This is a genomic window from Arenimonas caeni (assembly GCF_003024235.1).
Classification (GTDB): domain Bacteria; phylum Pseudomonadota; class Gammaproteobacteria; order Xanthomonadales; family Xanthomonadaceae; genus Arenimonas; species Arenimonas caeni.
The window spans coordinates 142,539-164,882 of sequence record NZ_KZ679086.1; the positions used below are offsets into that span (position 1 = coordinate 142,539).

18 protein-coding genes and 1 riboswitch are annotated in these 22,344 nt (G+C 71.8%); of the genes, 10 read left to right on the top strand and 8 right to left on the bottom strand.

What is annotated here, in order from left to right:
- Positions 1–2: 2 nt before the first annotated feature.
- Positions 3–1,319 (bottom strand): Xaa-Pro dipeptidase, encoded by a 1,317-nt coding sequence (gene pepQ / locus C6N40_RS04825; protein ID WP_106989878.1) that lies wholly within the window; start codon positions 1,317–1,319, stop codon positions 3–5.
- 69 nt (positions 1,320–1,388) lie between these two features.
- Between pepQ and C6N40_RS04830 the strand changes: the two genes are divergently transcribed.
- Positions 1,389–4,076 carry a bifunctional diguanylate cyclase/phosphodiesterase gene (locus C6N40_RS04830; protein WP_240183447.1) on the top strand — a complete coding sequence of 896 codons (2,688 nt, stop codon included), beginning with the start codon at positions 1,389–1,391 and terminating at the stop codon, positions 4,074–4,076.
- A gap of 10 nt (positions 4,077–4,086) precedes the next feature.
- On the opposite strand, the gene C6N40_RS04835 is transcribed toward C6N40_RS04830, so the two are convergent.
- The 7 genes from C6N40_RS04835 to rph form a co-directional block, all read right to left on the bottom strand.
- Positions 4,087–5,172: an FAD:protein FMN transferase gene (locus C6N40_RS04835; RefSeq protein ID WP_106989879.1), complete on the bottom strand. Its 1,086-nt coding sequence runs from the start codon at positions 5,170–5,172 to the stop codon at positions 4,087–4,089.
- The gene (locus tag C6N40_RS04840) at positions 5,147–5,497 is read right to left on the bottom strand and encodes a PilZ domain-containing protein (protein ID WP_106989880.1); all 351 of its coding nucleotides are present in this window, start codon (positions 5,495–5,497) and stop codon (positions 5,147–5,149) included. The genes C6N40_RS04835 and C6N40_RS04840 overlap by 26 nt, the downstream gene beginning before the upstream one ends.
- Positions 5,494–7,938, bottom strand: coding sequence for a DUF1631 domain-containing protein (locus C6N40_RS04845; RefSeq protein WP_162782084.1), 2,445 nt, complete (start codon positions 7,936–7,938; stop codon positions 5,494–5,496). Before C6N40_RS04845 ends, C6N40_RS04840 begins: the two co-directional genes overlap by 4 nt.
- 104 nt (positions 7,939–8,042) lie before the next feature.
- Positions 8,043–9,857 (bottom strand): TonB-dependent receptor domain-containing protein, encoded by a 1,815-nt coding sequence (locus C6N40_RS04850; protein WP_162782085.1) that lies wholly within the window; start codon positions 9,855–9,857, stop codon positions 8,043–8,045.
- A gap of 128 nt (positions 9,858–9,985) precedes the next feature.
- A riboswitch (cobalamin riboswitch) is annotated at positions 9,986–10,165 on the bottom strand.
- Positions 10,166–10,192: 27 nt separating this feature from the next.
- On the bottom strand, positions 10,193–11,347 hold the full coding sequence (gene hemW / locus C6N40_RS04855; protein WP_205208545.1) for a radical SAM family heme chaperone HemW: 1,155 nt from the start codon (positions 11,345–11,347) through the stop codon (positions 10,193–10,195).
- A 2-nt stretch (positions 11,348–11,349) separates the two neighbouring features.
- Positions 11,350–11,940, bottom strand: coding sequence for an RdgB/HAM1 family non-canonical purine NTP pyrophosphatase (gene rdgB, locus C6N40_RS04860; RefSeq protein WP_106989994.1), 591 nt, complete (start codon positions 11,938–11,940; stop codon positions 11,350–11,352).
- 6 nt (positions 11,941–11,946) lie between these two features.
- On the bottom strand, positions 11,947–12,675 hold the full coding sequence (gene rph, locus C6N40_RS04865) for a ribonuclease PH (RefSeq protein WP_106989883.1): 729 nt from the start codon (positions 12,673–12,675) through the stop codon (positions 11,947–11,949).
- A gap of 66 nt (positions 12,676–12,741) precedes the next feature.
- On the opposite strand from rph, the gene C6N40_RS04870 reads away from it, so the two are divergent.
- The 9 genes from C6N40_RS04870 (at position 12,742) to C6N40_RS04910 (ending at position 22,294) form a co-directional block, all read left to right on the top strand.
- On the top strand, positions 12,742–13,605 hold the full coding sequence (locus C6N40_RS04870) for a YicC/YloC family endoribonuclease (protein WP_106989884.1): 864 nt from the start codon (positions 12,742–12,744) through the stop codon (positions 13,603–13,605).
- The gene (gene gmk / locus C6N40_RS04875) at positions 13,602–14,222 is read left to right on the top strand and encodes a guanylate kinase (protein WP_106989885.1); all 621 of its coding nucleotides are present in this window, start codon (positions 13,602–13,604) and stop codon (positions 14,220–14,222) included. The genes C6N40_RS04870 and gmk overlap by 4 nt, the downstream gene beginning before the upstream one ends.
- Before the next feature lie 108 nt (positions 14,223–14,330).
- Positions 14,331–14,633, top strand: a complete 303-nt coding sequence (gene rpoZ / locus C6N40_RS04880; RefSeq protein WP_106989886.1) for a DNA-directed RNA polymerase subunit omega — start codon at positions 14,331–14,333, stop codon at positions 14,631–14,633.
- A gap of 98 nt (positions 14,634–14,731) precedes the next feature.
- Positions 14,732–16,903 (top strand): RelA/SpoT family protein, encoded by a 2,172-nt coding sequence (locus C6N40_RS04885; RefSeq protein ID WP_106989887.1) that lies wholly within the window; start codon positions 14,732–14,734, stop codon positions 16,901–16,903.
- 64 nt (positions 16,904–16,967) lie between these two features.
- Positions 16,968–17,351: a RidA family protein gene (locus tag C6N40_RS04890; RefSeq protein WP_106989888.1), complete on the top strand. Its 384-nt coding sequence runs from the start codon at positions 16,968–16,970 to the stop codon at positions 17,349–17,351.
- A 3-nt stretch (positions 17,352–17,354) separates the two neighbouring features.
- Positions 17,355–19,478, top strand: a complete 2,124-nt coding sequence (recG, locus tag C6N40_RS04895; RefSeq protein WP_106989889.1) for an ATP-dependent DNA helicase RecG — start codon at positions 17,355–17,357, stop codon at positions 19,476–19,478.
- A 33-nt stretch (positions 19,479–19,511) separates the two neighbouring features.
- Positions 19,512–20,444 (top strand): nucleoside hydrolase, encoded by a 933-nt coding sequence (locus C6N40_RS04900; RefSeq protein WP_106989890.1) that lies wholly within the window; start codon positions 19,512–19,514, stop codon positions 20,442–20,444.
- Positions 20,445–20,525: 81 nt separating this feature from the next.
- Positions 20,526–20,768, top strand: a complete 243-nt coding sequence (locus C6N40_RS04905) for a type B 50S ribosomal protein L31 (RefSeq protein WP_106989891.1) — start codon at positions 20,526–20,528, stop codon at positions 20,766–20,768.
- A gap of 236 nt (positions 20,769–21,004) precedes the next feature.
- Complete coding sequence (locus C6N40_RS04910) at positions 21,005–22,294, top strand: citrate synthase (protein ID WP_106989892.1); 1,290 nt, start codon at positions 21,005–21,007, stop codon at positions 22,292–22,294.
- The last annotated feature ends 50 nt before the right edge of the window (positions 22,295–22,344 follow it).

Here is a 22,344-nt window from a genome sequence, read left to right on the forward strand (position 1 = left end):
GCTCAGGCCGCCGCGAACGCGTCCCGCGTCAGGTTCTCCGGCGCGCCGTCGGTGCAGTGCACTTCGTCCTCGATGCGCACGCCGCCCCAGGGCGCCAGCGCTTCGACGGCGCTCCAGTCCACCGCCTTGCCCTCGGGCCGCTCGCGCAGCCGGGCGAGCAGGGTCGGGATGAAGTAGAGCCCGGGTTCGATCGTCACCACCATGCCGGGCTCGAGCGTGCGGGTCATGCGCAGGAAGGGGTGGCCCTCCGGGCGCGGGATCAGCTGGCCGCCCTCGTCGGTGAAGCCCGCCACGTCGTGCACCTGCAGGCCGATCGGGTGGCCCAGGCCGTGCGGGAAGAACGTGGACGTGACGCCGCGCGCGAGCATGTCGCCCGGGTCCATGTCGACGATGCCGAGGTTGCGCAACACGCCGCCCAGGCGCAGGTGGCATTCCAGGTGCAGGTCGCGGTAGTCGGTGCCGGCGCGGACCTTGCCGCACAGCGCCAGCTGCTCGGCCTCGACCGCGGACACCAGCGCGGCGAAGCGGGCATCGCCGTCGCCCCAGGTGCGGGTGATGTCGGAGCAGTAACCGTCGACCTCGGCGCCGGCGTCGATCAGCAGCGAGCGGTGGCGGCCCGGCGCCTGCGCGTCCTTGTACTGGTAGTGCAGGGTGGCGCCGTGCTCGTTGAGGCCGACGATGCTGCCGTAGGGCGCGTCGAGGTCGTTATGGCCGGTGGCGGCCAGGTAGGCGGCGTGGATGCGCGCCTCGGAGGCGCCGGCATGGAAGGCCGCCTTCGCGGCCAGGTGGCCCGGCACGGCGCGGCGCTGGGCGGCGCGCATGCGGTCGAGCTCGTACGCGGTCTTGTAGGCGCGGTGGTAGTGCAGGTAGTCGAGCACGGCCTTCGGGTTGTTCGGCTCGAAGCCCGGCAGGGCCGCGTCGGGCTCGCCCAGGATCGCGGCGCGGCCGCCGGCGGGCAGGTGTTTCGCCGCCTCGGCGGGGTCGGCGATGACGCGGATGTCGAACTCGCCGGTCCAGAAGCCGGCGGGCGGGCTCGGCGGCACGTGCCAGTAGTCGTCGGGCTGGTAATAGACCAGCACCGGCCGCTGGCCCGGCGTGTAGGCGACCCAGCACGAGGGATGGCGCACCAGCGGCACCCAGGCCTTGAACTGTGCGTTGGGCTTGAAGGGGTAGGGGCGGTCGTCGAGGAATTCGAACTTTTCGACGCCCGAGGCCACCAGCAGGTGATCGAAGCCCGCCTTTTCGAGGGCCCGGTCGGCCCGTGCCTTGATCACCTGCAGGTGCGCGCGATATAGATGCTCGAGGTCCGGGGCGTTCATTGGTCTTGGGTTCCCATTGGCTGGTTCCCGATTTTGCCGCATTAGGCGGCGTCCGCGCAGGAGTGTGGCTTGCCAGAGCAGCGCAAAGACGGCGGATTCCTCGGCCAGCCCACCTGGCTATGGAGCTTCGGGGCGCTGGTTTTCGGGCTTGCGCTGAGCGCGGTGGCCGCGACCCTGCACCACGATGCCCTCGAGCGCAGCCAGGCCCAGCGCCTGGAGCGCCTGGCCGAGCGCAGCTTCGAGGCGATCGAAACCCAGCTGCGGACCTGCGGCCTGCTGGTGCGTTCGGTGCAGGCGCTGTTCCTGTCCTCCGATTCGGTGACCGGAGAGGAATTCGAGTCGATCTACGCCAACCTCCGGCCGCGCGAGCAGTTCCCGAGCCTGCAGGCCATGGCCTACGCCGAGCGCAGCGATCGCCCGGCGCCCGACGTCGAGCCCGACGGGCGCGAGCACTACCTCACCACGCTGGTCGTGCCGCAGGCGGGCAACCAGGGCCTGCTGGGCCTGGACGTTGCCAGCCAGCCGGCCAACCTGGCCGCGGCGCGTTTCGCACGCGACGCCGACCGGCCGGTGATGTCGGCGCCCTTCCAGCTGATCCAGCGCGCCGGCACGGCGGGCCCCAACGATGGCGTCACCATCCGCCTGCCGGTTTACAGCGCCGGGCCACCGCCGCGCGACCTGGCCGAGCGGCGGGCCCGGGAAATCGGCTCGCTGGCGGCCTCGTTCCGGGTGGGCCGGCTGATCTCCGATGCGCTGCCCGGCGAGACGCGGGAGCGTTTCCATGTCGCCGTGGTGGACGTCACCGGCGGCGCCAGGCTGCCGCTCTACGAGGATGGTGGCGATGAGGCGGCCGCCCGTGCCGGCCTCGGAGCCGACGACCCGGCCTACAGCCACGAGATCGCCTACGGCGGGCGCACCTGGCGCATCGAGGCGCGGCCGCTGCTCGTCACCGACCCCTCGGGCTGGCTGCCGGAGCTCACCTTCGGCATCGGCGTGCTGGCCAGCCTGCTGCTGGCCACCCTGGCCTGGTCGATCGCCGGCACGCGCGCCCGCGCCCTGGCCCTGGCCGGCGAGATGACCGAGCAGTTCCGCCAGAGCGAAGAGCGCTTCCGCGCCCTCAACGAGCTCCTGCCGGCGCTGGTGATGCTGGCCCACGCCGGGGACACCCGCCTGGTCTATGCCAACCAGGCCTGCCGCGACCGCTTCGGCATCGAGGGCGACGTTTCCCGGGTGCGCCTGGTCGACCTGGTCGAGGAAGGCCGCCTGCGCGAGCAGGTGGCCGGGCTGGCGGGCACGCCCGACGGCATCATCAACGAAACCGCGCGCCTGCGTGGGGCCAACGAGGCCAGTTTCTGGTCCACGCTGTCGGTGTCGACCATCGACCTGGGCGGGGTGCCGCACCTGCTGGCGGTGGCCAACGACATCACCGAGCTGCGCGTGCTCAGCGAGGAGCTGAGCTACCAGGCCAGCCACGATTCGCTCACCGGCCTGCACAACCGCCGCGAGTTCGAGCGCCGGCTCGATGCCGCGATCAGCTCGCTCGACGAGGGCGGGCCGCCCTGGGCCCTGCTGTACATGGACCTGGACCAGTTCAAGCTGATCAACGACACCTCCGGCCACTATGCCGGCGACCAGCTGCTTGGCCAGCTGGCCCAGCTGCTCTCGGGCTTGCTGCCGCCGGATGCGGTGGTGGCGCGGCTGGGCGGCGATGAGTTCGCGATCCTGCTGCGGGACGTGGACGAGAGCCGTGCCGTGGCGATGGCCGAGGCCCTGCGCACCGAGGTCGATGGTTACGTGTTCGGCTGGGAGCAGCGCAACTACACCATCAGCACCAGCATCGGCGTGGTGATGCTGCGCGGCCCGGGCCTGAGCCAGCGCACGCTGCTCGCGCATGCCGACACCGCCTGCTACATGGCCAAGGAACGCGGCCGCAACCGCGTGCACCTGTTCTCCGAGCAGGACTCCGAGACCAGCCAGCGCCGCTCCGAGATGGAGTGGGCCGGCCGCATCCGCCAGGCGCTGTCGGACGGCCGTTTCCTGCTGTATTTCCAGGAGCTGGCGCCGCTGTGGGAAGGCGAACGCGCCGACGGCGTGCACATGGAGATGCTGGTGCGCCTGCGCGACGAGAACGGCCAGATGGTGCCGCCGGGCGCCTTCATCCCCGCCGCCGAACGATTCGGCCTGATGCCCCAGCTCGACCGCTGGGTGGTGGAGACGACGTTGGCCAACTTCAGCGGGCTGCATCCTTCGGGCAAGCCGGTGAAGCTGTGCGCGATCAACCTCTCGGGCCCGACCTTCGAGGACGAAGCCTTCGCCGACTTCGTGCTCGACGCGCTCGAGCGCCACGGCGTCTCGCCGCAGCGCATCTGCTTCGAGATCACCGAGACCGCGGCCGTGAGCAGCATGGCGCGTGCGGTCGAGTTCATGCAGCGCCTGCGCTCCGCGGGCTGCCGCTTCTCGCTCGACGACTTCGGCTCGGGCATGGCGTCGTTCGGCTATCTGAAGAACCTGCCGGTGGACTTCATCAAGATCGACGGCAGCTTCATCCGCAACATCGAGACCGACCCGGTGAGCTACTCGATCGTGCGTGCGGTCACCGACATCGGGCACCAGCTGGGCCTGCAGGTGGTGGGCGAATGGGTGGCCGACGAGCGTGCCCGCGACCTGCTGCGCGGCCTGAGCGTGGACTACGCCCAGGGTTTCGCCATCCACAAGCCCGAGGCCGCGCTGTGCTTCCGCGAGCGGCCCGCGGGCTGAGCCTGGGCGGCTAGCGCGCCGGCCCGGCCACGCAGGCGGGGCCCAGGTCCAGGGGCGGTCCCAGCGGCACCGGGTCGCGCAGCAGCGTCAGCCGGGCCTTCATCGCCATCGTCACCAGCAGTTCGTTCTCGTCGGTGACCATCAGCGCGCAGCCCAGGCCGAGCCGCCGGGCCATGGCCTCGAAGCCCGAAGGGCCGGCCACGAACAGCGCCGACGCGGCCGCGTCGGCGAGCACCGGATCGGCGTGCAGCACCACCACGGCGGCGGTGCCGCGCGCCGGCCGGGCGGTGCGCGGGTCGAGGATATGCGGCTGGCGCGCACCGGCGGCGGATTGGCGGAACTTGTTGTAGTTGCCGGAGGTGAACAGGGCTTCGGCGTCGCCGAGCGCGACCGAGCCCAGCACGCCGCCGAAGGGGTCGCGCAGGCTCACCTGCCAGGGCGCGGCGCCGGCGGGCGCCAGCGCCACGACGTCGCCGCCGAGGTTGACCAGGGCGTGCCGGATGCCATGCCGGCGCAGTATCGCCAGCACCTCCTCGGCCGCGGCACCCTCGGCCACGGCGTCGAAGTCGAGCTGGGTGCGCGGGTTGGGCGTCGACAGCATGCGGCCATCCACCCGCACCTCGGTGATGCGCGGGCGCTGCTCGCGCCAGGCCTGCAGCTGCGAATCCGACGGAACCGGCGTCATGATCGGGAAGCTGGACGTGTGGAAGCCCCAGGCCCCGACCAGGCCACCAATGGCCGGGTCGAACAGGCCGTCGCTGGCCTCCGAGAGCGGCTGGGAACGGCGCAGCAGCGCCACCACGGAGTCCGGTGCCTCGACCGCCTCGCCCCGGGCGAAGGCGGCGTTGATGCGGGTCAGGTCGGAGTCCTGCCAGGCGTGCCACTCGCGCTCGCGCTGGTTGAGCAGGGCGGCGATCTCCGCCAGCGAGGCCTGGGCCTGCCCGGGCGGTGCGTCGCGCAGGCGCAGCTCGGCCAGGGTGCCGAAGACATGCAGCTGTTCAACCCGGTCGGGGCTGGGGCCGCAGGCCGCCAGCAGTGCCAGCGCGGCCAGGGCCAGGGCGAAGCGGAGCTCAGACGTACTGGCTGCCGGGTGCATCCACCCACCCGCGGATGAAGGCGACGTCCTCGGGTGCCACGTCGATGAAGCGGAAGCCGGTCCAGACCTGGCCCGGGGCGGCGGCGTCGTCGGACCACAGCTCGTGCGCGCCCACTTCGACGCTGCGCTCCCGGCCGGCCTCGTCGACCAGGGTGAAGCGAAGCTGGTAGAGGGCATCGCTGGTGAGCGCATGGCCGAGGATCAGCAGCATGCCGGTCTCGGACAGGTTGCTGAGCTTGCCCACGACCTCGCCGGTCATGGTGTCGGTGACGTCGACGTCGAAGCCGACCTTGCGACGCTTGGCGCGACGGTATTCGGTATTCATCGGGCCGGCGCCTCGCTGCTGCTGTTGCCGGAGGAGCCGCCCGCGAAGGAGCGCAGGGCGTTCATCACGGTGTTCCAGGCGCGGTCGATCAGGGTGCCCTTCTCCTCTTCGACCACCTTCACCTGGCCCTGGGCCATGGCCTTGGCCAGGCCTTCGAGCGTGTGCTCGCCGACCTTCTGGCCGCGGTGGTTGACGAACAGCACGTGGCCGGTGACGGTGGAGAACCACGACAGCCGGCGCCGCACCTTCTCGCCCTGCTGGTTGAGCGTGAACTCGAACCAGGTGCCGAAAGGCAGGTGCTTGATCTGCTCGAGCCGGGCCTGCTCATCGGGCGCGAGCACCACCTTCTTCTTCTTGGCCTGCTGCAGGTCCTCGCCCAGGCGGGCACGGGCCTTCAGGCGCATGGTCAGTTCGGTGCGGCTGGCGGCCGAGTCGTCGTCGCTGCCGCCGCCCTGCGGGTCGACCAGGCGCTGGGCGATCGCGGCGGCTTCGTCGGCGTGGTAGCCGACCTGGGACAGCGCGCCCTGGATCTCCTGCTGCAGCGCCCTGGCCTCGGCCGGCGGGATGCCGGCGGCGCCGGGCCCGGCCTTGGCCACGCCCACCAGGCGCTCGGCGATCTCGAGCTGCTGCTTCCAGGCGTCGGAGTCCTCGCCCTGGCGCAGCGAAGTGAGCGCCAGCACGTCGGTCCAGGCCTGGCTGAGCAGGGTATGGGTGAAGCGCGGCAGGTTCTGCTTCTTGAGCAGGCCCTCGACCACGGCGGCGGCGCGCTCGCGCGCCAGCGCCAGGCGCTCCTTGCCGCGCGCGGCCTCGACGTGGCGCTTCTCGGCCACCTCGGCCTTGCGCGAGACGGTCTGCAGGTGCGAGCTGAGGTCTTCGAGCAGGTTGCCGAAGACGCTCACGTCGCCATCGAATTCCCGCACCGTGCGGTCGACCACCGACTGCATCTTGCCGACCAGCTGCTGGTCGGTGTCGTCCTCGCCCAGCCAGTAGGCGCCGGTCTCGGCGATGGCGTTGAGCATCTGTCGCGCCGGATGCTGGCGGCGGGTGAAGAAGCCCTTGTCCTGCAGGGCCACGCGCAGCAGCGGCACCTGCAGCTTGGCCAGCAGGTTCGAGGCCGGGCTGTTGGGCCGCACGTCCTTCATCAGGTGGTCGAACAGCATGCCGACCAGGTCGATGGTGTCGTTGTCCTCCTCCGGCAGGGCCGGCGGCTTGCCGTCCGGCGTGGCCTGGCGCAGTTGGGCCAGCAGGTCCTGCTTGAGGTGGGCGATGGTGCGCACGGTGGGCTTGCCGCCGACCATGACCGGGCCCAGCGGCTTCTTCTGCAGCGAGCCGAGCGCGTCCTGGACCAGCGTGGGCTCCACCAGCACGGCGTTGCCGGGCGTGGCGCGCGGTGCGCCGCCGACCAGCTTGCCCAGCAACTGGCGGCGACCCGCGAGCAGGTGCCGCATCTGCTGGAAACTGTCTTCGCCGCCGGCGTCCATGCCGCCCAGGGCCATGCCGCCACCGGCCGGGCCGGCGCCGCCGCCCGCGGTGCGGGCGGTGGAGCCGCCGCCGTAACCCGTTCCCGTGCCGTAGCCGGTGCCCGTGCCGGTGCCCGAGGCGATGCCGACGCCACCCGTTCCCGCACCACCGGGGCCACCTGCGCCGCCGGCGCCGCCGGCGCCAGCCTCGCCGCCGCCCGACAGTTCGCCCGGCGCCCGCCGCGCCGGACCGGTCTGGGTGGCGGCAGGGCGCGCCCGCACCGGCACGTAGTGCAGGTTGGGCAGCACGCCGTGGCGCGAGAGATAGGTGTTGATCGATTCGATGAAGGTGCCGTAGAGCGGCGCCAGGTGCCGCTCGAAGGTCCGGTAGAGCAGGGCGCGGTGCTCGCCGCTCAGCTCCAGGCACTCGGAAGCCTGGCGCAGCATGCGGCACAGGGCGTGCGGGCCGACCGGCACGGTCTCGGCGTCGAAGGCCGGCTTGCCGGCCAGCACGCCGAAGCGCTGGCCGAGCAGGTAGAGCGGCAGGCTGTTGCGCACTTCGACCCGGCCGGCGACCTCGGTGAGCACCGTGGTCTCGTCCAGGTCGAGGTTGTCGACCAGGGACAGCTCGTCGCGGTTGAGGCGGAAGCCGCCGATCAGCGACTTGGGCCCGGGCGGATCCTTGATGGTGGCCAGCTCGGCCTCGAGCAGGATCAGGAAACGCGGCACCAGGTCGGGGCGGGTGCGCTTGACCACCCGCTGCGCTTCGAGCCAGCGGGTCTGGACGATGTTGCTGCGCGCCTGCTCGGCGTACTTGAACAGCTGCTGCTCGAATTCATTGAGCATGCCGACCAGCGTCCGTTCGATCTCGTCGGACGAATACTCGAGGATCCCGCCGAGAAGTGAGCGGACCCGGTCAGGCAGCTGTCTCGACGCCAGCGTCGGTGCCGACGCGTGCGGAGGTGGTGCGGATGCGGGCATCCGTCTCTCCGAGTGATTCCCCATCGCGATTCTATGCACAGCAGGGCGTCCGCGCCTAGGCCCGGACAGCCCGCCGGGAAATCCTCGCGGGCTGTCCGGATGGCTCAATGCTTGCCGTTCCAGACCACGCTCAGCACGCCGCTGCGTCCGGGCGTGTTGAAACCCTGCACCACGGTGTAGTCGCGGTCGCCCAGGTTCTCGATGCGGGCCTCAAGCCGCCAGCCCTCTCCCAGGGGCCAGGCCAGGCGCAGGTGCGCCAGCGCGTAGGCCGCCGGGTTGCCGCCCACGTCCCGGCGCGACGACACGTAATCGCCGTCGATCGCCAGTTCCAGGCCGCCTGCGAAGCGATAGCCCAGGTCCACGTGGGCCTTGTGGCGGGCGCGGCGCAGCAGGGCCAGGCCGGTGGCCTCGTCCTCGCTGTCGAGCCAGGCCAGGTTGCCGCCCCAGCGCCAGGCCCGGCCGTCGAAGCGGTATTCGAGTTCCGCGCCGTCCATGTGCGCGCGGTTGATGTTGATGGCGTTGTTGGTCCCGGGCGCGGCGAAGGCCACCAGGTCGCGCACGCGGGTGTGGTAGAGCGACAGGTCGACGCGATGGCCGGCGGCCGGCGTCCAGGCCAGGCCCGCCTCCCAGGTTTCCGAGCGCTCCGGCCGCAGGCCGGGGTTGCCCGCGTAGCCGTAGCCGGTGTCCGGGTAGTAGAGCTCGTTGAAGTTGGGCGCGCGGAATCCTTCGCCCCAGCCCAGGCGCAGCAACAGCGCCTCGGACGGCGCCCAGCCCCAGGCGGCGTTGGCGGTGGTGGCGCCGCCGAACTGGTTGCTGTGATCGTGTCGCAGCGACAGGTCGAGCAGGTGGGCGCCGAAGCGGCCGCCGTAGCCGGCGAAGGCGGCCCGGCTGGAGCGGTTGCGGGCGAAGGTCTGGCCGTCGAAGACGTTGGCCGAGACGCCTTCCTCGTCCTGCCAGCCCAGGCCCAGGTTGAGGCTGCCGGCGCTGCCCACCGCCAGGGTGTTGATCCAGTCCAGGCTGGTGCGGCGGCTGCGGAAGGAGTTGGAGTAGCCCGAGACCGTGTCCAGGTCCTCGCGGGCGTGGCCCAGGCTGAGCTGGTGGGTCCAGCGTGCGCCGAGCGCCCCGCCCAGGGTCAGGCCGCCGGAGCTGTTGCGGGCCCGGGTGGTGCCCTGGTCGAACTCGACGTCGGCGTCGGTGGCCAGGGCCTGGAAGGCCAGGCGCTGGTTGCCCAGCGCCGTGCGGCCGCGCAGGGACAGGTTGCGGTTGCGGTAGCCGTCATCGTCCGGGTCGAAGGCCCAGCTGCCGGCGTTGGTGGCCGAGAAGCCGCGCAGGCGCTGCCAGCCGGCCGAGACCCCGAGGCCGCGGTCCTGGTCGCCGAGGCCGGTGGCGGCGCTGGCGCCCCGGCGGCCGTAGCTGCCGCCCAGCAGGCGCAGCGAGCTGGCCGAAGGGTCGCGGGTGAAGATGTGGATGACGCCGGCGATCGCGTCCGAGCCCCAGATGGCCGCGCGCGGACCGCGCACGATCTCGATGCGCTCGATCTGCTCGACCGGCAGGTGGGCGAAGTCGAACACGCCCTGGCCGGTGGACGAGACGCGCACGCCGTCCACCATCACCAGGGTGTGCGGGGCGTTGCCGCCGCGCAGGAAAACGGTGGTCGCGCTGCCGGGGCCGCCGGTGCGGGCCAGGTCGACGCCGGCCTGGCGGGCCAGCAGGTCGGCCAGGTCGGGGGCCTGGCTGGCCTCGATGTCCTCGCGGGTGAGCACGGTGACCGAGGCCAGGGTCTCGCCCACCGGGCGTTCGACGCGGCCGGCCGTGACCTGCACGGCATCGAGGGTGAGGGCCTCCCCGGCCAGCACCGGGGTGGAAAGGGAAACGAGGATCGCGGCGCGCAGCGCGCCGGAACGGAACAGCGGTGACATGGTGGAACCTCCTGATGACGCACACCCGCGGGAAGGCCCGCGCGGTGGACAGGAGGACGCACGCCCGCGACGGGGCATGGCGCCGCCCCGCCGCCCTCCGCGACGTGCCGTGGTGGCGGCCGGCGCGAGCCGGCTGCCAGCCCCCGGCCGGTCTCCGGGCTTGCCAGTGGCGCGGGGTCCGCGCCCTCCTCCCCCCTTCCCATGCCGGTCGGCACAGTGGCTTGATGGAAGGAACTGCTGGCCTACCGTTGCGGGGGCAGCGCCGGATTCGGACCGGCTTCCCGTGCACCAGGGGCAGGTGAAGTCTAGATGAAGGCGCCCGCCGGGGCGAGGGCTCAGTCGTGCAGGAACAGGCCGATGACGTCGTTGGTGAAGCGCCGGCCGAGTTCGGTCGGCCGCCAGTGCGTGCCGTCGGCCTCGAGCCAGCCGCGTTCGCGCGCCACGCCCAGCTCGGCGGCGATGGTCGCGGCCGGCAGGCCGGTGCGCGATTCGAAGTCGGCCAGGTCGAAGCCCTCGACCAGGCGCAGGGCGTTGAGCATGTAGTCGAAGGGCCGGTTGGCCGGCGCGATCGGGTCGTCGCCGCCGATGCCGCGCGGCGTGCCGGCGTGGGCGAGGTAGTCGCGCGGGTTCTTCACCTTCCAGCGCCGGCGGATTTCGCCGGTGGCGCCGAGGCTGATCTTGCCGTGGGCACCGGCACCGATGCCAAGGTAATCGCCGAAGCGCCAGTAATTGAGGTTGTGCGCGCACTGCCGACCCGGGCGGGCGTAGGCGCTGACTTCGTACTGGGTGTAGCCGGCGGCGGCCATGGCCTCGATGCAGCGCTCCTGGATGTCCCAGGCGCTGTCCTCGTCGGGCAGGCCGGCGGGCGGGCGGGCGGCGAAGGCGGTGTTGGGTTCGAGCGTGAGCTGGTAGTGGGACAGGTGCGCCGGCTGAAGCGCGATCGCGCGCTCGACGTCGTGCAGGGCCATCGCCAGGTCCTGGCCGGGCAGGGCGTACATCAGGTCGAGGTTGAGGTTGTCGAGGCCGGCGTCCTGGGCCAGCTTCACCGCGCGCTCGGCCTCGGCGCTGTCGTGGATGCGCCCCAGGCGCTGCAGGCAGCCGTCGTCGAAGCTCTGGATGCCGAAGCTGACCCGGTTCACGCCGGCGGCCAGGTAGCCCTCGAAGCGGCCATGTTCCGCCGTGCCGGGGTTGCACTCCATCGTCACCTCGGCGCCGGGGGCGAAGCGCAGGCGGGCGCTGCAGGCGTCGAGGATGTCGCCGATGGCTTCCGGCGGGAACAGGCTGGGCGTGCCGCCGCCGAAGAACACGCTGTGCACGGTGCGGCCCCAGGCCAGCGGCAGGTCCTGCTCGAGGTCGCGCACCAGCGCCGCCACGTACTCGCGCACCGGCAGCTCGCCGCCCTGTGCGTGCGAGTTGAAGTCGCAGTAGGGGCATTTGCGCACGCACCACGGGATGTGGATGTAGAGCGAGAGCGGCGGCGGGATGAGCATGCTCAGGCGCCGAGCAGTTCGCGCAGGCGGGCGATGGCCTGGCCGCGGTGGCTGACGCGGTTCTTGGTGGCGGGTTCGAACTCGGCCGCCGACAGACCGCTGGCGGTGTCGAGGAAGACCGGGTCGTAGCCGAAGCCGCCCGCGCCGCGCCGGCCGGCGAGGATGCGGCCGTGCCAGCGGCCCTCGGCGATCAGCGGCTCGGGGTCGTCGGCGTGGCGCAGCAGCACCAGCACGCAATAAAAATGCGCCTCGCGCTCCGCTTCGGGCACGCCCTCGAGGGCGCCGAGCAGGCGGGCGATGTTGGCGGCCGAATCCCCCTGGGCGCCGGCGTAGCGGGCGCTGAGCACCCCCGGCGCACCGCCGAGCGCGCGCACCACCAGGCCCGAGTCGTCGGCCAGCGCCGGCAGCCCGGTGGCGACGCAGGCGTGGCGCGCCTTGATGATGGCGTTCTCGACGAAGCTGCGGCCGTCCTCGACCGCGTCGGCCACGCCCAGTTCGCCCTGCGTCACCAAGTCGTAGCCGGCATCGGCCAGCAGCGGCCGCAACTCCGCCAGCTTGCCCTTGTTCGACGTCGCCAGCACGAGCTTTTGCATGACCAATCAGCCCGCCAGCGCGGCCCGCTGCAGGGCGATGAGTTCGGAGACGCCTTTTTCCGCGAGGGCGAGCAGGCCGTCGAGCTCGTCGCGGCGGAAGGCATGGCCCTCGGCCGTGCCCTGCAGCTCGATGAAGCCGCCGCCGTCGTTCATCACCACGTTCATGTCGGTGTCGCAGCCGCTGTCCTCGCGGTAGTCGAGGTCGAGCACCGGCTGGCCCTGCCAGATGCCGACCGAGACCGCGGCCACCGCGCCCAGAACCGGGTCGCGGGTGATCTCGCCGCGCGCCCTGAGCCAGCTCATCGCGTCGCACAGCGCCACGTAGGCGCCGGTGATCGCGGCGCAGCGGGTGCCGCCGTCGGCCTGGAGCACGTCGCAGTCGAGCGTGATGGTGCGCTCGCCGAGCGCCCGGCGGTCGACGCAGGCGCGCAGGCTGCGGCCGACCAGGCGCTGGATCTCGAGCGTGCGGCCGCCCTGCTTGCCGCGCGCGGCCTCGCGGTCGTTGCGGGTGTTGGTCGAGCGCGGCAGCATGCCGTACTCGGCCGTCACCCAGCCCTCGCCCTTGCCGCGCAGGAAGCCGGGCACCCGGGCCTCGACGCTGGCGGTGCACAGCACGCGGGTGTCGCCGAAGCTCACCAGCACCGAGCCCTCGGCATGCCGGGTGAAGCCGCGTTCGATGCGCACGTCGCGCAGTTGGTCGTGGGCGCGGCCGCTGGGGCGGGAGGAGGCGGTCATCGGCGGGTTCCGGCAAGTTTCGGCCGGCTAGATTACCATTCGGGCTCGACCAGACCGGGCTTTACCATGATCCGCAGCATGACCGCCTTCGCCGCCTGCGAGCGCGCCGCCACCGGCGGCCAGCTCGCCTGCGAACTGCGTGCCGTCAACCATCGCTTCCACGAACTGGTGGTGCGCACGCCCGAGGAACTGCGCGCGATCGAGCCGGCGCTGCGCGAACGCGTGGCGCAGAAGGTCTCGCGCGGCAAGGTCGACCTGGTGCTGCGTTTCCGGCCCTCGGCCGGTGCCCGCGGCGAACTGCGGCTCAACCAGCCCCTGCTCGACCAGCTCGCCGGCGCGGCCCAGGCCGCCGACCTGCGTTTCCCCGGCCTGCGCACCGATTTCATCGAGCTGCTGCGCTTCCCGGGCGTGGTCGAGGAGGAGGGCCTGGACCAGGCCGGCCTGCAGGCCGAGGCGCTGGAGCTGCTCGAGCAGACCCTGGCCGAGTTCGTCGCCGCGCGCGAGCGCGAGGGCGCCAAGCTGGCGGCGGTGATGGCCGAGCGGCTCGACGGCATCGAGGCCATCACCACCCAGGTGCGCGGCTGGCTGCCCGAGATCCGCGCCGGCCTGCGCGCCCGCCTCGACGCCCGCCTGGCCGACCTCAAGCTGCCGCTCGAGCCGGGCCGGCTCGAGCAGGAAATCGTGCTGGGCCTGCAGAAGATCGACGTCGACGAGGAGCTCGACCGCCTCGCCAGCCACGTTTCCGAGGCCCGCCGCGTGCTGGCCCTGCCCGAGGCCGTGGGCCGGCGGCTGGACTTCCTGATGCAGGAGTTCAACCGCGAGGCCAACACCCTGGGCAGCAAGTCGGTGGACCAGCGCACCACCCAGGCTGCGGTCGAGCTCAAGGTGCTGATCGAACAGCTGCGCGAACAGGTGCAGAACCTCGAATGAACACCGTCCGCGGCACCCTTTTCATCGTCGCCGCGCCCTCCGGGGCGGGCAAGTCGAGCCTGGTCAACGCCGTGCTGGCCCGGGAGCCGGGCATCGCGCTGTCGATCTCCTTCACCTCGCGCGCGCCGCGCCCGGGCGAGCGCCACGCCCAGCACTACCACTTCGTGAGCCGCGGGGAGTTCGAGGCCATGGTGGCCCGGGGCGAATTCTTCGAGCACGCCCTGGTGCACGGCGACTACAAGGGCACGGCGCGGCAGTCGGTGGAGCCGCAGCTGGCGGCCGGCAAGGACGTGCTGCTCGAGATCGACTGGCAGGGCGCGCGCCAGGTGCGCGAGCAGGTGCCCGACTGCGTCAGCGTGTTCATCCTGCCGCCCTCGCGCGACGCCCTGCAGACCCGCATGCGCAACCGCGGCCAGGACAGCGAGGAGACCATCGCCCGGCGCCTGGCCGCCGCCCGCGAGGAAATGAGCCACTACGACGAGTTCGACTACGTCATCGTCAACGAGCACTTCGACGCCGCCGCCGCCGAGTTGCGGGCCATCTTCGTGGCCCACCGCCTGCGCCGGCAGGTCCAGGCCGAGCGCCATGCCGGCCTGATCCGCGACCTGCTGGCCTGAGACGGGCGCCGATTGCGTCGGAAATGGCCGGCGGGTAGAATACCCGGTTCGCGTAACTTATTGATTCTCCGTGGGGCCCCGGCCGGGCGCCACGGCCGAGGAGAGCTCATGGCCCGCATCACCGTGGAAGACTGCCTGTCCGTCGTGGACAACCGCTTCGAGCTGGTCCTGATGGCGTCCAAGCGCGCCCGCCAGCTGGCCAAGGGCGTCGATCCCGCCCTGGACAACAGCGAGAACCAGGACAAGCCGACCGTGTTGGCCCTGCGCGAGATCGCCGCGCGCAAGGTCGACCAGGCCCTGATCGACGAGGTCGAGAAGGCCGAGCGCGAGCGCGCCGAGCGCGAGGCCCTGGAGTGGGCCGCCGCCGAGGTGGTCGACGACGACCTGTCCAAGGGCGGCGACGACCTCTGATATCCCCGGGCCGGCCTGGCCGGCCCAGTGCCCCGTCGCAAGGGCGGGGCACCTGCATCGGCATTGATGCCCTGCACCCGCCCGCGTAGTCTGCCGGCATGTCCTCGTTTTCCAAGCCAACGCTGGCTCAAACCCCGTGCCCGGACCCCTGTCCGGACGCCGTCCGCGCGCTTGAACTGAAACTCTCCGAGTACCTTCCGCCCGACCAGGTCGCCAGCGTGCGGCGCGCCTATGAAGTCGGCGCCCGGGCCCACGAGGGCCAGCTGCGCAAGTCCGGCGAGGCCTACATCACCCACCCGGTGGCCGTGGCCGGGCTGCTGGCCGAGCTGCGGCTCGACGCGGAGACCCTGTGCGCGGCCATCCTGCACGACGCGCTCGAGGACACGCCGCTGCCGCGCAGCGAGATCGAACGCGAGTTCAGCCCGGCCGTGGCCGAACTGGTCGACGGCGTCACCAAGCTCGACAAGCTGCAGTTCCGCGACCGCCAGGAAGCCGCCGCCGAAAGCTTCCGCAAGATGATGCTGGCGATGGCGCGCGACCTGCGCGTCATCCTGATCAAGCTCGCCGACCGCCTGCACAACATGCGCACGCTCGATGCGATGGCGGCCGAATCGCGCCGGCGCATCGCCCGCGAGACGCTTGAGATCTACGCGCCCATCGCCCAGCGCCTGGGCATGAACAAGTTCAAGGCCGAGCTGCAGGATCTTGGTTTCCGCGCCCTGTACCCGAAGCGGCACGCGGTGATCTCCCGGCGCATCGCTTCCCAGCCGGTGATGCGGCGCGAGGCCCTGGCCACGGTCGAGGCCCAGCTGGCGCAGCGCCTGGCCCAGGAGCAGCTGCCGCATACCCTGGTGAGCCGGGTGAAGTCGCCCTGGAGCATCTACACCAAGATGAAGCAGGAGAACAAAAGCCTCGACCAGGTGCTCGACGTGTTCGGCTTCCGCATCGTCGTGCCGGGCGTGATGCAGTGCTACCACGCGCTGGGCGCCGTGCACTCGGTGTTCAAGCCGCTCGACGGCCGCTTCCGCGACTTCATCGCCATCCCCAAGGCCAATGGCTACCAGAGCCTGCACACGGTGCTGTTCGGCCCCTACGGCGCGCCGGTGGAAGTGCAGATCCGCACCGAGGAGATGGACCAGGTGGCCGAACGCGGCGTCGCCGCGCACTGGCTGTACAAGAGCGCGGGCAGCGGCAGCACGGCGGCGCAGGTGCGCGCCCAGGACTGGATCCGCAACCTGATGGACGCCCAGCAGGCGGCCGGCTCGTCGCTGGAGTTCCTGGAGAACGTGAAGGTCGACCTGTTCCCGGACGAGGTCTACCTGTTCACGCCCAAGGGCGACATCATGGCACTGCCGCGCAACGCCACCGCGCTCGACTTCGCCTACGCCGTGCATACCGACGTTGGCAACCACGCCGTCGCCGCCCGCGTCGACCGCCGGCTGGTGCCGCTGCGCACCAAGCTCACCAGCGGCCAGAGCGTGGAGGTCATCACCGCGCCCTCGGCCTCGCCCGGCCCGCAGTGGCTCGAATACGTGGTCTCGAGCAAGGCGCGCACGGCCATCCGGCACTTCCTCAAGCGGCTCGAGCACGAGGACGCGGTCGACCTTGGCCACCGCATGCTCGACCGCGCGCTCGAAGCCATGGAATGTTCGCTCGACCGCGTGCCGGCCGAGCGGGTCGAGCAGCTGCTCGCCGACCTGCGCTACCGCCGCCTCGAGGAGCTGCTGGCCGACATCGCGCTGGGCAACCGCATGCCGGCCCAGGTGGCGCGGCTGATGGTGCACGGCGAGGAGGACGCCGCGCAGGCCCGGGCGCCGGCGCTGCCGCCGACCGAACGCATCATGATCAGCGGCAGCGAGCGCGGGGTGCTCAGTTTCGCCGCCTGCTGCCACCCGATCCCGGGCGACGAGATCATGGGCTACCTCAGCGCCGGCAAGGGCGTGGTGGTGCATCGCGCCGATTGCCCGAACGTGGCCGAATACCGCAAGTTCCCCGAGCGTTGCGTGCCCATGGGCTGGGATCGCAACGTCGAGGGCGACTACCGCGTTGCGCTGCGCATCGAGGTCGAGAACAAGCCCGGCGTGCTGGCCCAGGTGGCGGCCGCGGTGGCCGAGAGCAACTCCAATATCGACGCGGTCGAATACCGCGAGCGCGACCTGACGGTGTCGGTGATGGAGTTCTCGATCGAGGTGCGGCATCGCAAGCACCTGGCCGACGTGATCCGGCGCATCCGCCGCCTTGGCGTGGTGCACGGGGTCCAGCGCCTCTGACCGCGGCTGGCGGCCGCGCGCGGCGCGCTCCTACAATGGGGCACGACCCCAGCCGAGCACCGCCATGTCCCGCCAAGCCATCCACACCGACCTCGCCCCGGCCGCCATCGGCCCCTACTCGCAGGCCGTGCGCGCCGGCGGCACCGTGTATTTCTCCGGCCAGATCCCGCTCGACCCGGCCAGCGGCGAGCTGGTCAGCGCCGACATCGCCACCGAGGCGCGCCGGGTGTTCGACAACCTCAAGGCGGTCAGCGAGGCGGCCGGCGGTTCGCTCGACGACATTGCCCGCGTCTGCATCTACCTCACCGACATGTCGGACTTCGCCGCGGTCAACGCCGTGATGGCCGATTACTTCCAGAAGCCGTTCCCGGCGCGCTCCACCATCCAGGTCTCCGGCCTGCCCAAGGGCGCGCGTCTCGAGATCGACGCAGTGATGGTCACCGGCTGAGCCATGGCGCGGCCGCCGCGACGCCGCGACGCCCCGGCGCCCCGGCTCGATGCCAGCGGCGACGCGCCGGTGTCGGCGCTTCCCGGCGTCGGCCCGAAGGTGGCCGCCAAGCTGGCCGCGCGTGGCCTGGAAACCCTGCAGGACCTCTGGCTGCACCTGCCGTTGCGCTACGAGGACCGCACCCGCATCACCGCCATCGCCGACCTGCGGCCCGGCCAGCCGGCGCAGGTGGAGGCGCGGGTGGAGGCGGTCGAGCGCAGCTTCCGCTACCGGCCCATGCTACGCGTGGCGGTGGGCGACGACTCGCGCGGCACGCTGGTGCTGCGCTTCTTCCACTTCGGCAAGGCGCAGGTGGCGCAGTTCGTGCCGGGCCGGCGCATCCTGTGCTACGGCGAGGTGCGGCCGGGCCAGCATGGCCTGGAGATGGTGCATCCGAGCTACCGGATGCTGGCCGACGAGGCCGATGCGGCCCCGCGTGACCGCCTCGATCCGGTGTATCCGGCGATCGAAGGCCTGGGCCCGGCCACGGTGGCGAAGCTGGTGGGCGAGGCGCTGGCGCGGCTGCCGCCGGCCGACACCCTCGAGCTGCTGCCCGCGGGCACGCGCGAGTCCCTGGGCCTGCCGACGCTGCGAGAGGCCCTGCTCACCGCGCACCGGCCGCCGCCCGACGCCGACCTGGCCCTGTTCGCCGCCGGCCGCCACCCGGCCCAGCGGCGGCTGGCGCTGGAGGAGCTGCTCGCCCACCACCTGAGCCTGCGCCGACAGCGCATCGCCCTGCGCGAGCACGGCGCCATGCCGGTGCGGCCGGCCGGCAAGCTGGCGGCGGCGCTGTGCAAGCGCCTGCCGTTTCCGCTCACCGGCGCCCAGCAGCGCGTGCTCGACGAGGTGGCCCGCGACATGGCCCGGCCCGAGCCGATGCTGCGCCTGGTGCAGGGCGACGTCGGCAGCGGCAAGACCGTGGTGGCCGCGCTGGCCGCCGCCAACGCGGTCGAGGCGGGCCGGCAGGTGGCGCTGATGGCGCCGACCGAACTGCTGGCCGAGCAGCATTTCAACAATTTCCGGGCCTGGCTCGAGCCGCTGGGCCTGCGCGTGGCCTGGCTGGCCGGCAAGGTCACCGGCAAGGCGCGCGCGGCCGCCCTCGACGACATCGCCCACGGCCGCGCCCAGGTGGTGGTGGGCACGCATGCGCTGATGCAGGAGAAGGTCGCTTTCGCCGCCCTGGCCCTGGCCATCGTCGACGAGCAGCACCGCTTCGGCGTGCACCAGCGCCTGGCCCTGCGCGACAAGGGGCTGTCGGGCAGCCAGGTGCCGCACCAGCTGGTGATGACCGCCACGCCGATCCCGCGCACGCTGGCGATGTCGGCCTACGCCGACCTCGACGTGTCGGTGATCGACGAAATGCCGCCCGGGCGCACGCCGGTGACGACGGTGGCGGTGAGCGGCGAGCGCCGCGCCGAAGTGGTCGAGCGCATCCGCGCCGCCTGCGCCGAGGGCCGCCAGGCCTACTGGGTCTGCACCCTGATCGAGGACAGCGAGGAGGTCGAGGCGCAGGCGGCGCAGACCACCTTCGAGCAGCTGGGCGAGGCGCTGCCGGGCCTGCCCCTGGGCCTGCTGCACGGGCGCATGAAGCCGGCGGAGAAGCAGGCGGTGATGGCGCGCTTCAAGGCCGGCGAGACCAAGTTGCTGGTGGCCACCACCGTCATCGAGGTCGGCGTGGACGTGCCCAATGCCAGCCTGATGATCATCGAGAACGCCGAGCGCCTGGGCCTGGCCCAGCTGCACCAGCTGCGCGGGCGCGTCGGCCGGGGCGCCGCGGCCTCGAGCTGCGTGCTGATGTACAAACCGCCGCTGTCGGCGCTGGCGCGCGAGCGCCTGGAAGTGATGCGCGCCACCACCGACGGTTTCGTGATCGCCGAGAAGGACCTGGAACTGCGCGGCCCGGGCGAACTGCTGGGTACGCGCCAGACCGGCCTGGCCAGCTTCCGCGTGGCCGACCTGGCCCGTGATGCCGACCTGCTGCCGGCCGTGCACCGCGCCGCCGATGGGCTGCTGGCCGCCGACCCTGGCCTGGCGGGCCGCGTGGTGGCGCGCTGGGTGGGCGGCGCGGCGCGTTTCGCCGGTGCCTGAGACCGAGCCGGGTGATTCGGGGATAATCCCCGGATGAACGAACGCATCCCGCTGCTGATCGACACCGACCCGGGCGTGGACGACGCGCTGGCCCTGCTGATGGCCTTCGCCGATCCGCGCCACGAGCTCAAGGCCCTGACCATCGCCGCCGGCAACGTCGGCCTGGGCCACACGGTCGCCAACGCGCTCAAGCTGTGCGAAATCGCCGGCGTGGACGTGCCGGTGCACCCCGGCTGCCCGGTGCCGCTGCTGCACCCCGCCGCCGACGCCGCCTACGTGCACGGCCAGGATGGCTTCGGCGACACCGGCTACGCGCCGGCGGCGCGCCGGCCGCAGGACGAGCATGCGGCCCTGGCCATCCTGCGCATCGCCCGCGAGCACGCGGGCCGCCTGCTGCTGGTCACGCTCGGTCCGCTCACCAACCTGGCCCTGGCCCTGCGCCTGGATCCTACCCTGCCTTCCCGGGTGGGGCGGCTGGTGGTGATGGGCGGTGCCGTGACGGGGCAGGGCAACACCTCGGTGCCGGCCGAATTCAACATCGCCTTCGACCCGGAAGCGGCCGACATCGTGTTCCGGTCCTTCCCGAAGGCCGAGGTGGTGGACTGGGAGGCGGTGCTGCGGCACGGCTTCCTGCATACCGACGTGGACGCCTGGCTGGCCGCGGGCGACGCCCGGGCCCGCTTCTACGACGCCATTTCCCTCAACACCCGGCGCTGGTCCGCCGAGCGCCGCGGCGAGCGCTGGCACAGTGCCGACGCCCTGGCCATGGCCGTGGCGCTGGCCCCCGGCGGGGTGCGCCGGGCCGAGGACCGGCCGCTGGCGGTGGAGCTGGAGGGCCGGCTTTCCCGGGGCGCCACCGTGGTGGACTGGCAGCGGCGCAGCGGCCAGCCGGACAATGCCCGGATCGTGCTCGATTACGACCAGGCGGCCTTCGAGGCCCGGGTCCGGGGCGCGCTCGGGGCCTGAGTGCGACCGGCTTGCCCCGGCCGCCGGATCCGGCCTATAATTCCGGTCTTTCCCTACGAATCAACGGCGGAGCCACCAGCCATGAAGGCCGACATCCACCCGAACTACAAAGAAGTCGTCTTCCAGGACCTGTCCTCCGACTTCGCGTTCCTCACCCGTTCCACCCTCTCGAGCAAGGAGACGGTGAAGTGGGAGGACGGCAACGAGTACCCGCTGGTCAAGATCGACATCAGCTCGGCCTCGCACCCGTTCTACACCGGCAAGCAGAAGGTCATGGACACCGGCGGCCGCGTCGACCGCTTCCGCAAGCGCTACGCCAAGTAAGCGCCGCGCCGGGCCGCATGCCGGCCCAGTCCACAAAAGGCCACCCCCCGGGGTGGCCTTTTGCGTTGCAGCCATGGTGCTTCGAACACGCTCCCTGTCACTGACTTCGGCGGCCCGCCATGCGATACTTCCGCGAATGGTAGCCGCCCCCGGGCGGCACGCCTCGGTTCTTCATGGCGGGCCCGCGCCGGGACCACCCGGATCACGGCCCGCACATCCCTGAAAGGAGTCCGCCCGTGTCCGACAACAAGAGCGTCGTGCTCAACGCCGCCGGCAAGAACGTAGAGCTTCCCGTCCACCACGGCACCCTCGGTGCCCCCTGCGTGGACATCACCCGGCTGCCGAAGGAAACCGGGCTGTTCACCTACGACCCCGGCTTCGTGGCGACCGCCAGCTGCCGCAGCGCGGTGACCTACATCGACGGCGACGAGGGCGTGCTGCTCTACCGCGGCTACCCGATCGAGCAGCTGGCCAAGCACTCGAGCTTCCTGGAAACGAGCTACCTGCTCATGAACGGCGAGCTGCCGGACGCGTCGCAGTTCGCGAAGTTCGAGCACGAAGTCACCCACCACACGATGATGCACGAGGCCTTCAAGAGCTTCCTGCACGGCTTCCGCCACGACGCCCATCCGATGGCGATGCTGTGCGGCATGGTCGGCTCGCTCGCGGCCTTCTACCACGACGACCTCGACCTCGAGGACCCGGAGCAGCGCCGCCTGGCCGCGATCCGCCTGCTGGCCAAGGTGCCCACCATCGCCGCCGCGTGCTATCGCCACTCGATCGGCTGGCCGATCCGCTACCCGCGCAACAACCTCGAGTACGTCGAGCGCTTCCTGCACATGATGTTCGAGGTGCCCTCGGGCCCGCTGCAGCTCAAGCCGGTGGCCGCCAAGGCGCTCGACCTGCTGTTCATCCTGCACGCCGACCACGAGCAGAACGCCTCCACCTCGACCGTCCGCCTGGTCGGCTCGACCGGCGCCAACCCCTACGCCTGCGTCGCCGCGGGCGTGGCCGCGCTCTGGGGCCCGGCCCACGGTGGCGCCAACGAGGCGGTGCTGAAGATGCTGGCCGAGATCGGCCGCCCGGAGGACGTCTCCAAGGCCGTCGACCGCGCCAAGGACAAGAACTCGGGCTTCCGCCTGATGGGCTTCGGCCACCGCGTGTACAAGAACTTCGACCCGCGCGCGACCATCATCCGCGAGATGTGCCACAAGGTGCTCAGCGAGCTCGGCGTGGACGACCCGATGCTGGAAGTGGCGATGCGCCTGGAAGAGGCCGCGCTCAAGGACGAGTACTTCGTGCAGCGCAAGCTCTACCCGAACGTCGACTTCTACTCGGGCATCATCTACAAGGCGCTGGGCATCCCGACCGAGATGTTCACGGTGATGTTCGCCATCGCCCGCACCGCCGGCTGGGTCTCGCACTGGCTCGAGCAGCAGACCGATCCGGAAGCCAAGATCGGCCGTCCGCGCCAGATCTACACCGGCGCCGCGACGCGCGACTACGTGGGCATGGACAAGCGCTGACGCGCCCAACCGTGGCCAACCGGACGCCCCGCCTCGCGCGGGGCGTTCGC

What these genes read in the sequence shown, in the direction of transcription:
- rdgB (WP_106989994.1), bottom strand. Translation starts at nt 11,940, where the DNA reads ATGCAAAAGCTCGTGCTGGCGACGTCGAACAAGGGCAAGCTGGCGGAG.
- C6N40_RS04840 (WP_106989880.1), bottom strand. Translation starts at nt 5,497, where the DNA reads ATGAATACCGAATACCGTCGCGCCAAGCGTCGCAAGGTCGGCTTCGAC.
- C6N40_RS04890 (WP_106989888.1), top strand. Translation starts at nt 16,968, where the DNA reads ATGTCCCGCCAAGCCATCCACACCGACCTCGCCCCGGCCGCCATCGGC.
- C6N40_RS04900 (WP_106989890.1), top strand. Translation starts at nt 19,512, where the DNA reads ATGAACGAACGCATCCCGCTGCTGATCGACACCGACCCGGGCGTGGAC.
- rpoZ (WP_106989886.1), top strand. Translation starts at nt 14,331, where the DNA reads ATGGCCCGCATCACCGTGGAAGACTGCCTGTCCGTCGTGGACAACCGC.
- C6N40_RS04835 (WP_106989879.1), bottom strand. Translation starts at nt 5,172, where the DNA reads ATGCACCCGGCAGCCAGTACGTCTGAGCTCCGCTTCGCCCTGGCCCTG.
- C6N40_RS04845 (WP_162782084.1), bottom strand. Translation starts at nt 7,938, where the DNA reads ATGCCCGCATCCGCACCACCTCCGCACGCGTCGGCACCGACGCTGGCG.
- pepQ (WP_106989878.1), bottom strand. Translation starts at nt 1,319, where the DNA reads ATGAACGCCCCGGACCTCGAGCATCTATATCGCGCGCACCTGCAGGTG.
- C6N40_RS04885 (WP_106989887.1), top strand. Translation starts at nt 14,732, where the DNA reads ATGTCCTCGTTTTCCAAGCCAACGCTGGCTCAAACCCCGTGCCCGGAC.
- gmk (WP_106989885.1), top strand. Translation starts at nt 13,602, where the DNA reads ATGAACACCGTCCGCGGCACCCTTTTCATCGTCGCCGCGCCCTCCGGG.
- rph (WP_106989883.1), bottom strand. Translation starts at nt 12,675, where the DNA reads ATGACCGCCTCCTCCCGCCCCAGCGGCCGCGCCCACGACCAACTGCGC.
- C6N40_RS04870 (WP_106989884.1), top strand. Translation starts at nt 12,742, where the DNA reads ATGATCCGCAGCATGACCGCCTTCGCCGCCTGCGAGCGCGCCGCCACC.
- C6N40_RS04905 (WP_106989891.1), top strand. Translation starts at nt 20,526, where the DNA reads ATGAAGGCCGACATCCACCCGAACTACAAAGAAGTCGTCTTCCAGGAC.
- C6N40_RS04850 (WP_162782085.1), bottom strand. Translation starts at nt 9,857, where the DNA reads ATGTCACCGCTGTTCCGTTCCGGCGCGCTGCGCGCCGCGATCCTCGTT.
- recG (WP_106989889.1), top strand. Translation starts at nt 17,355, where the DNA reads ATGGCGCGGCCGCCGCGACGCCGCGACGCCCCGGCGCCCCGGCTCGAT.
- hemW (WP_205208545.1), bottom strand. Translation starts at nt 11,347, where the DNA reads ATGCTCATCCCGCCGCCGCTCTCGCTCTACATCCACATCCCGTGGTGC.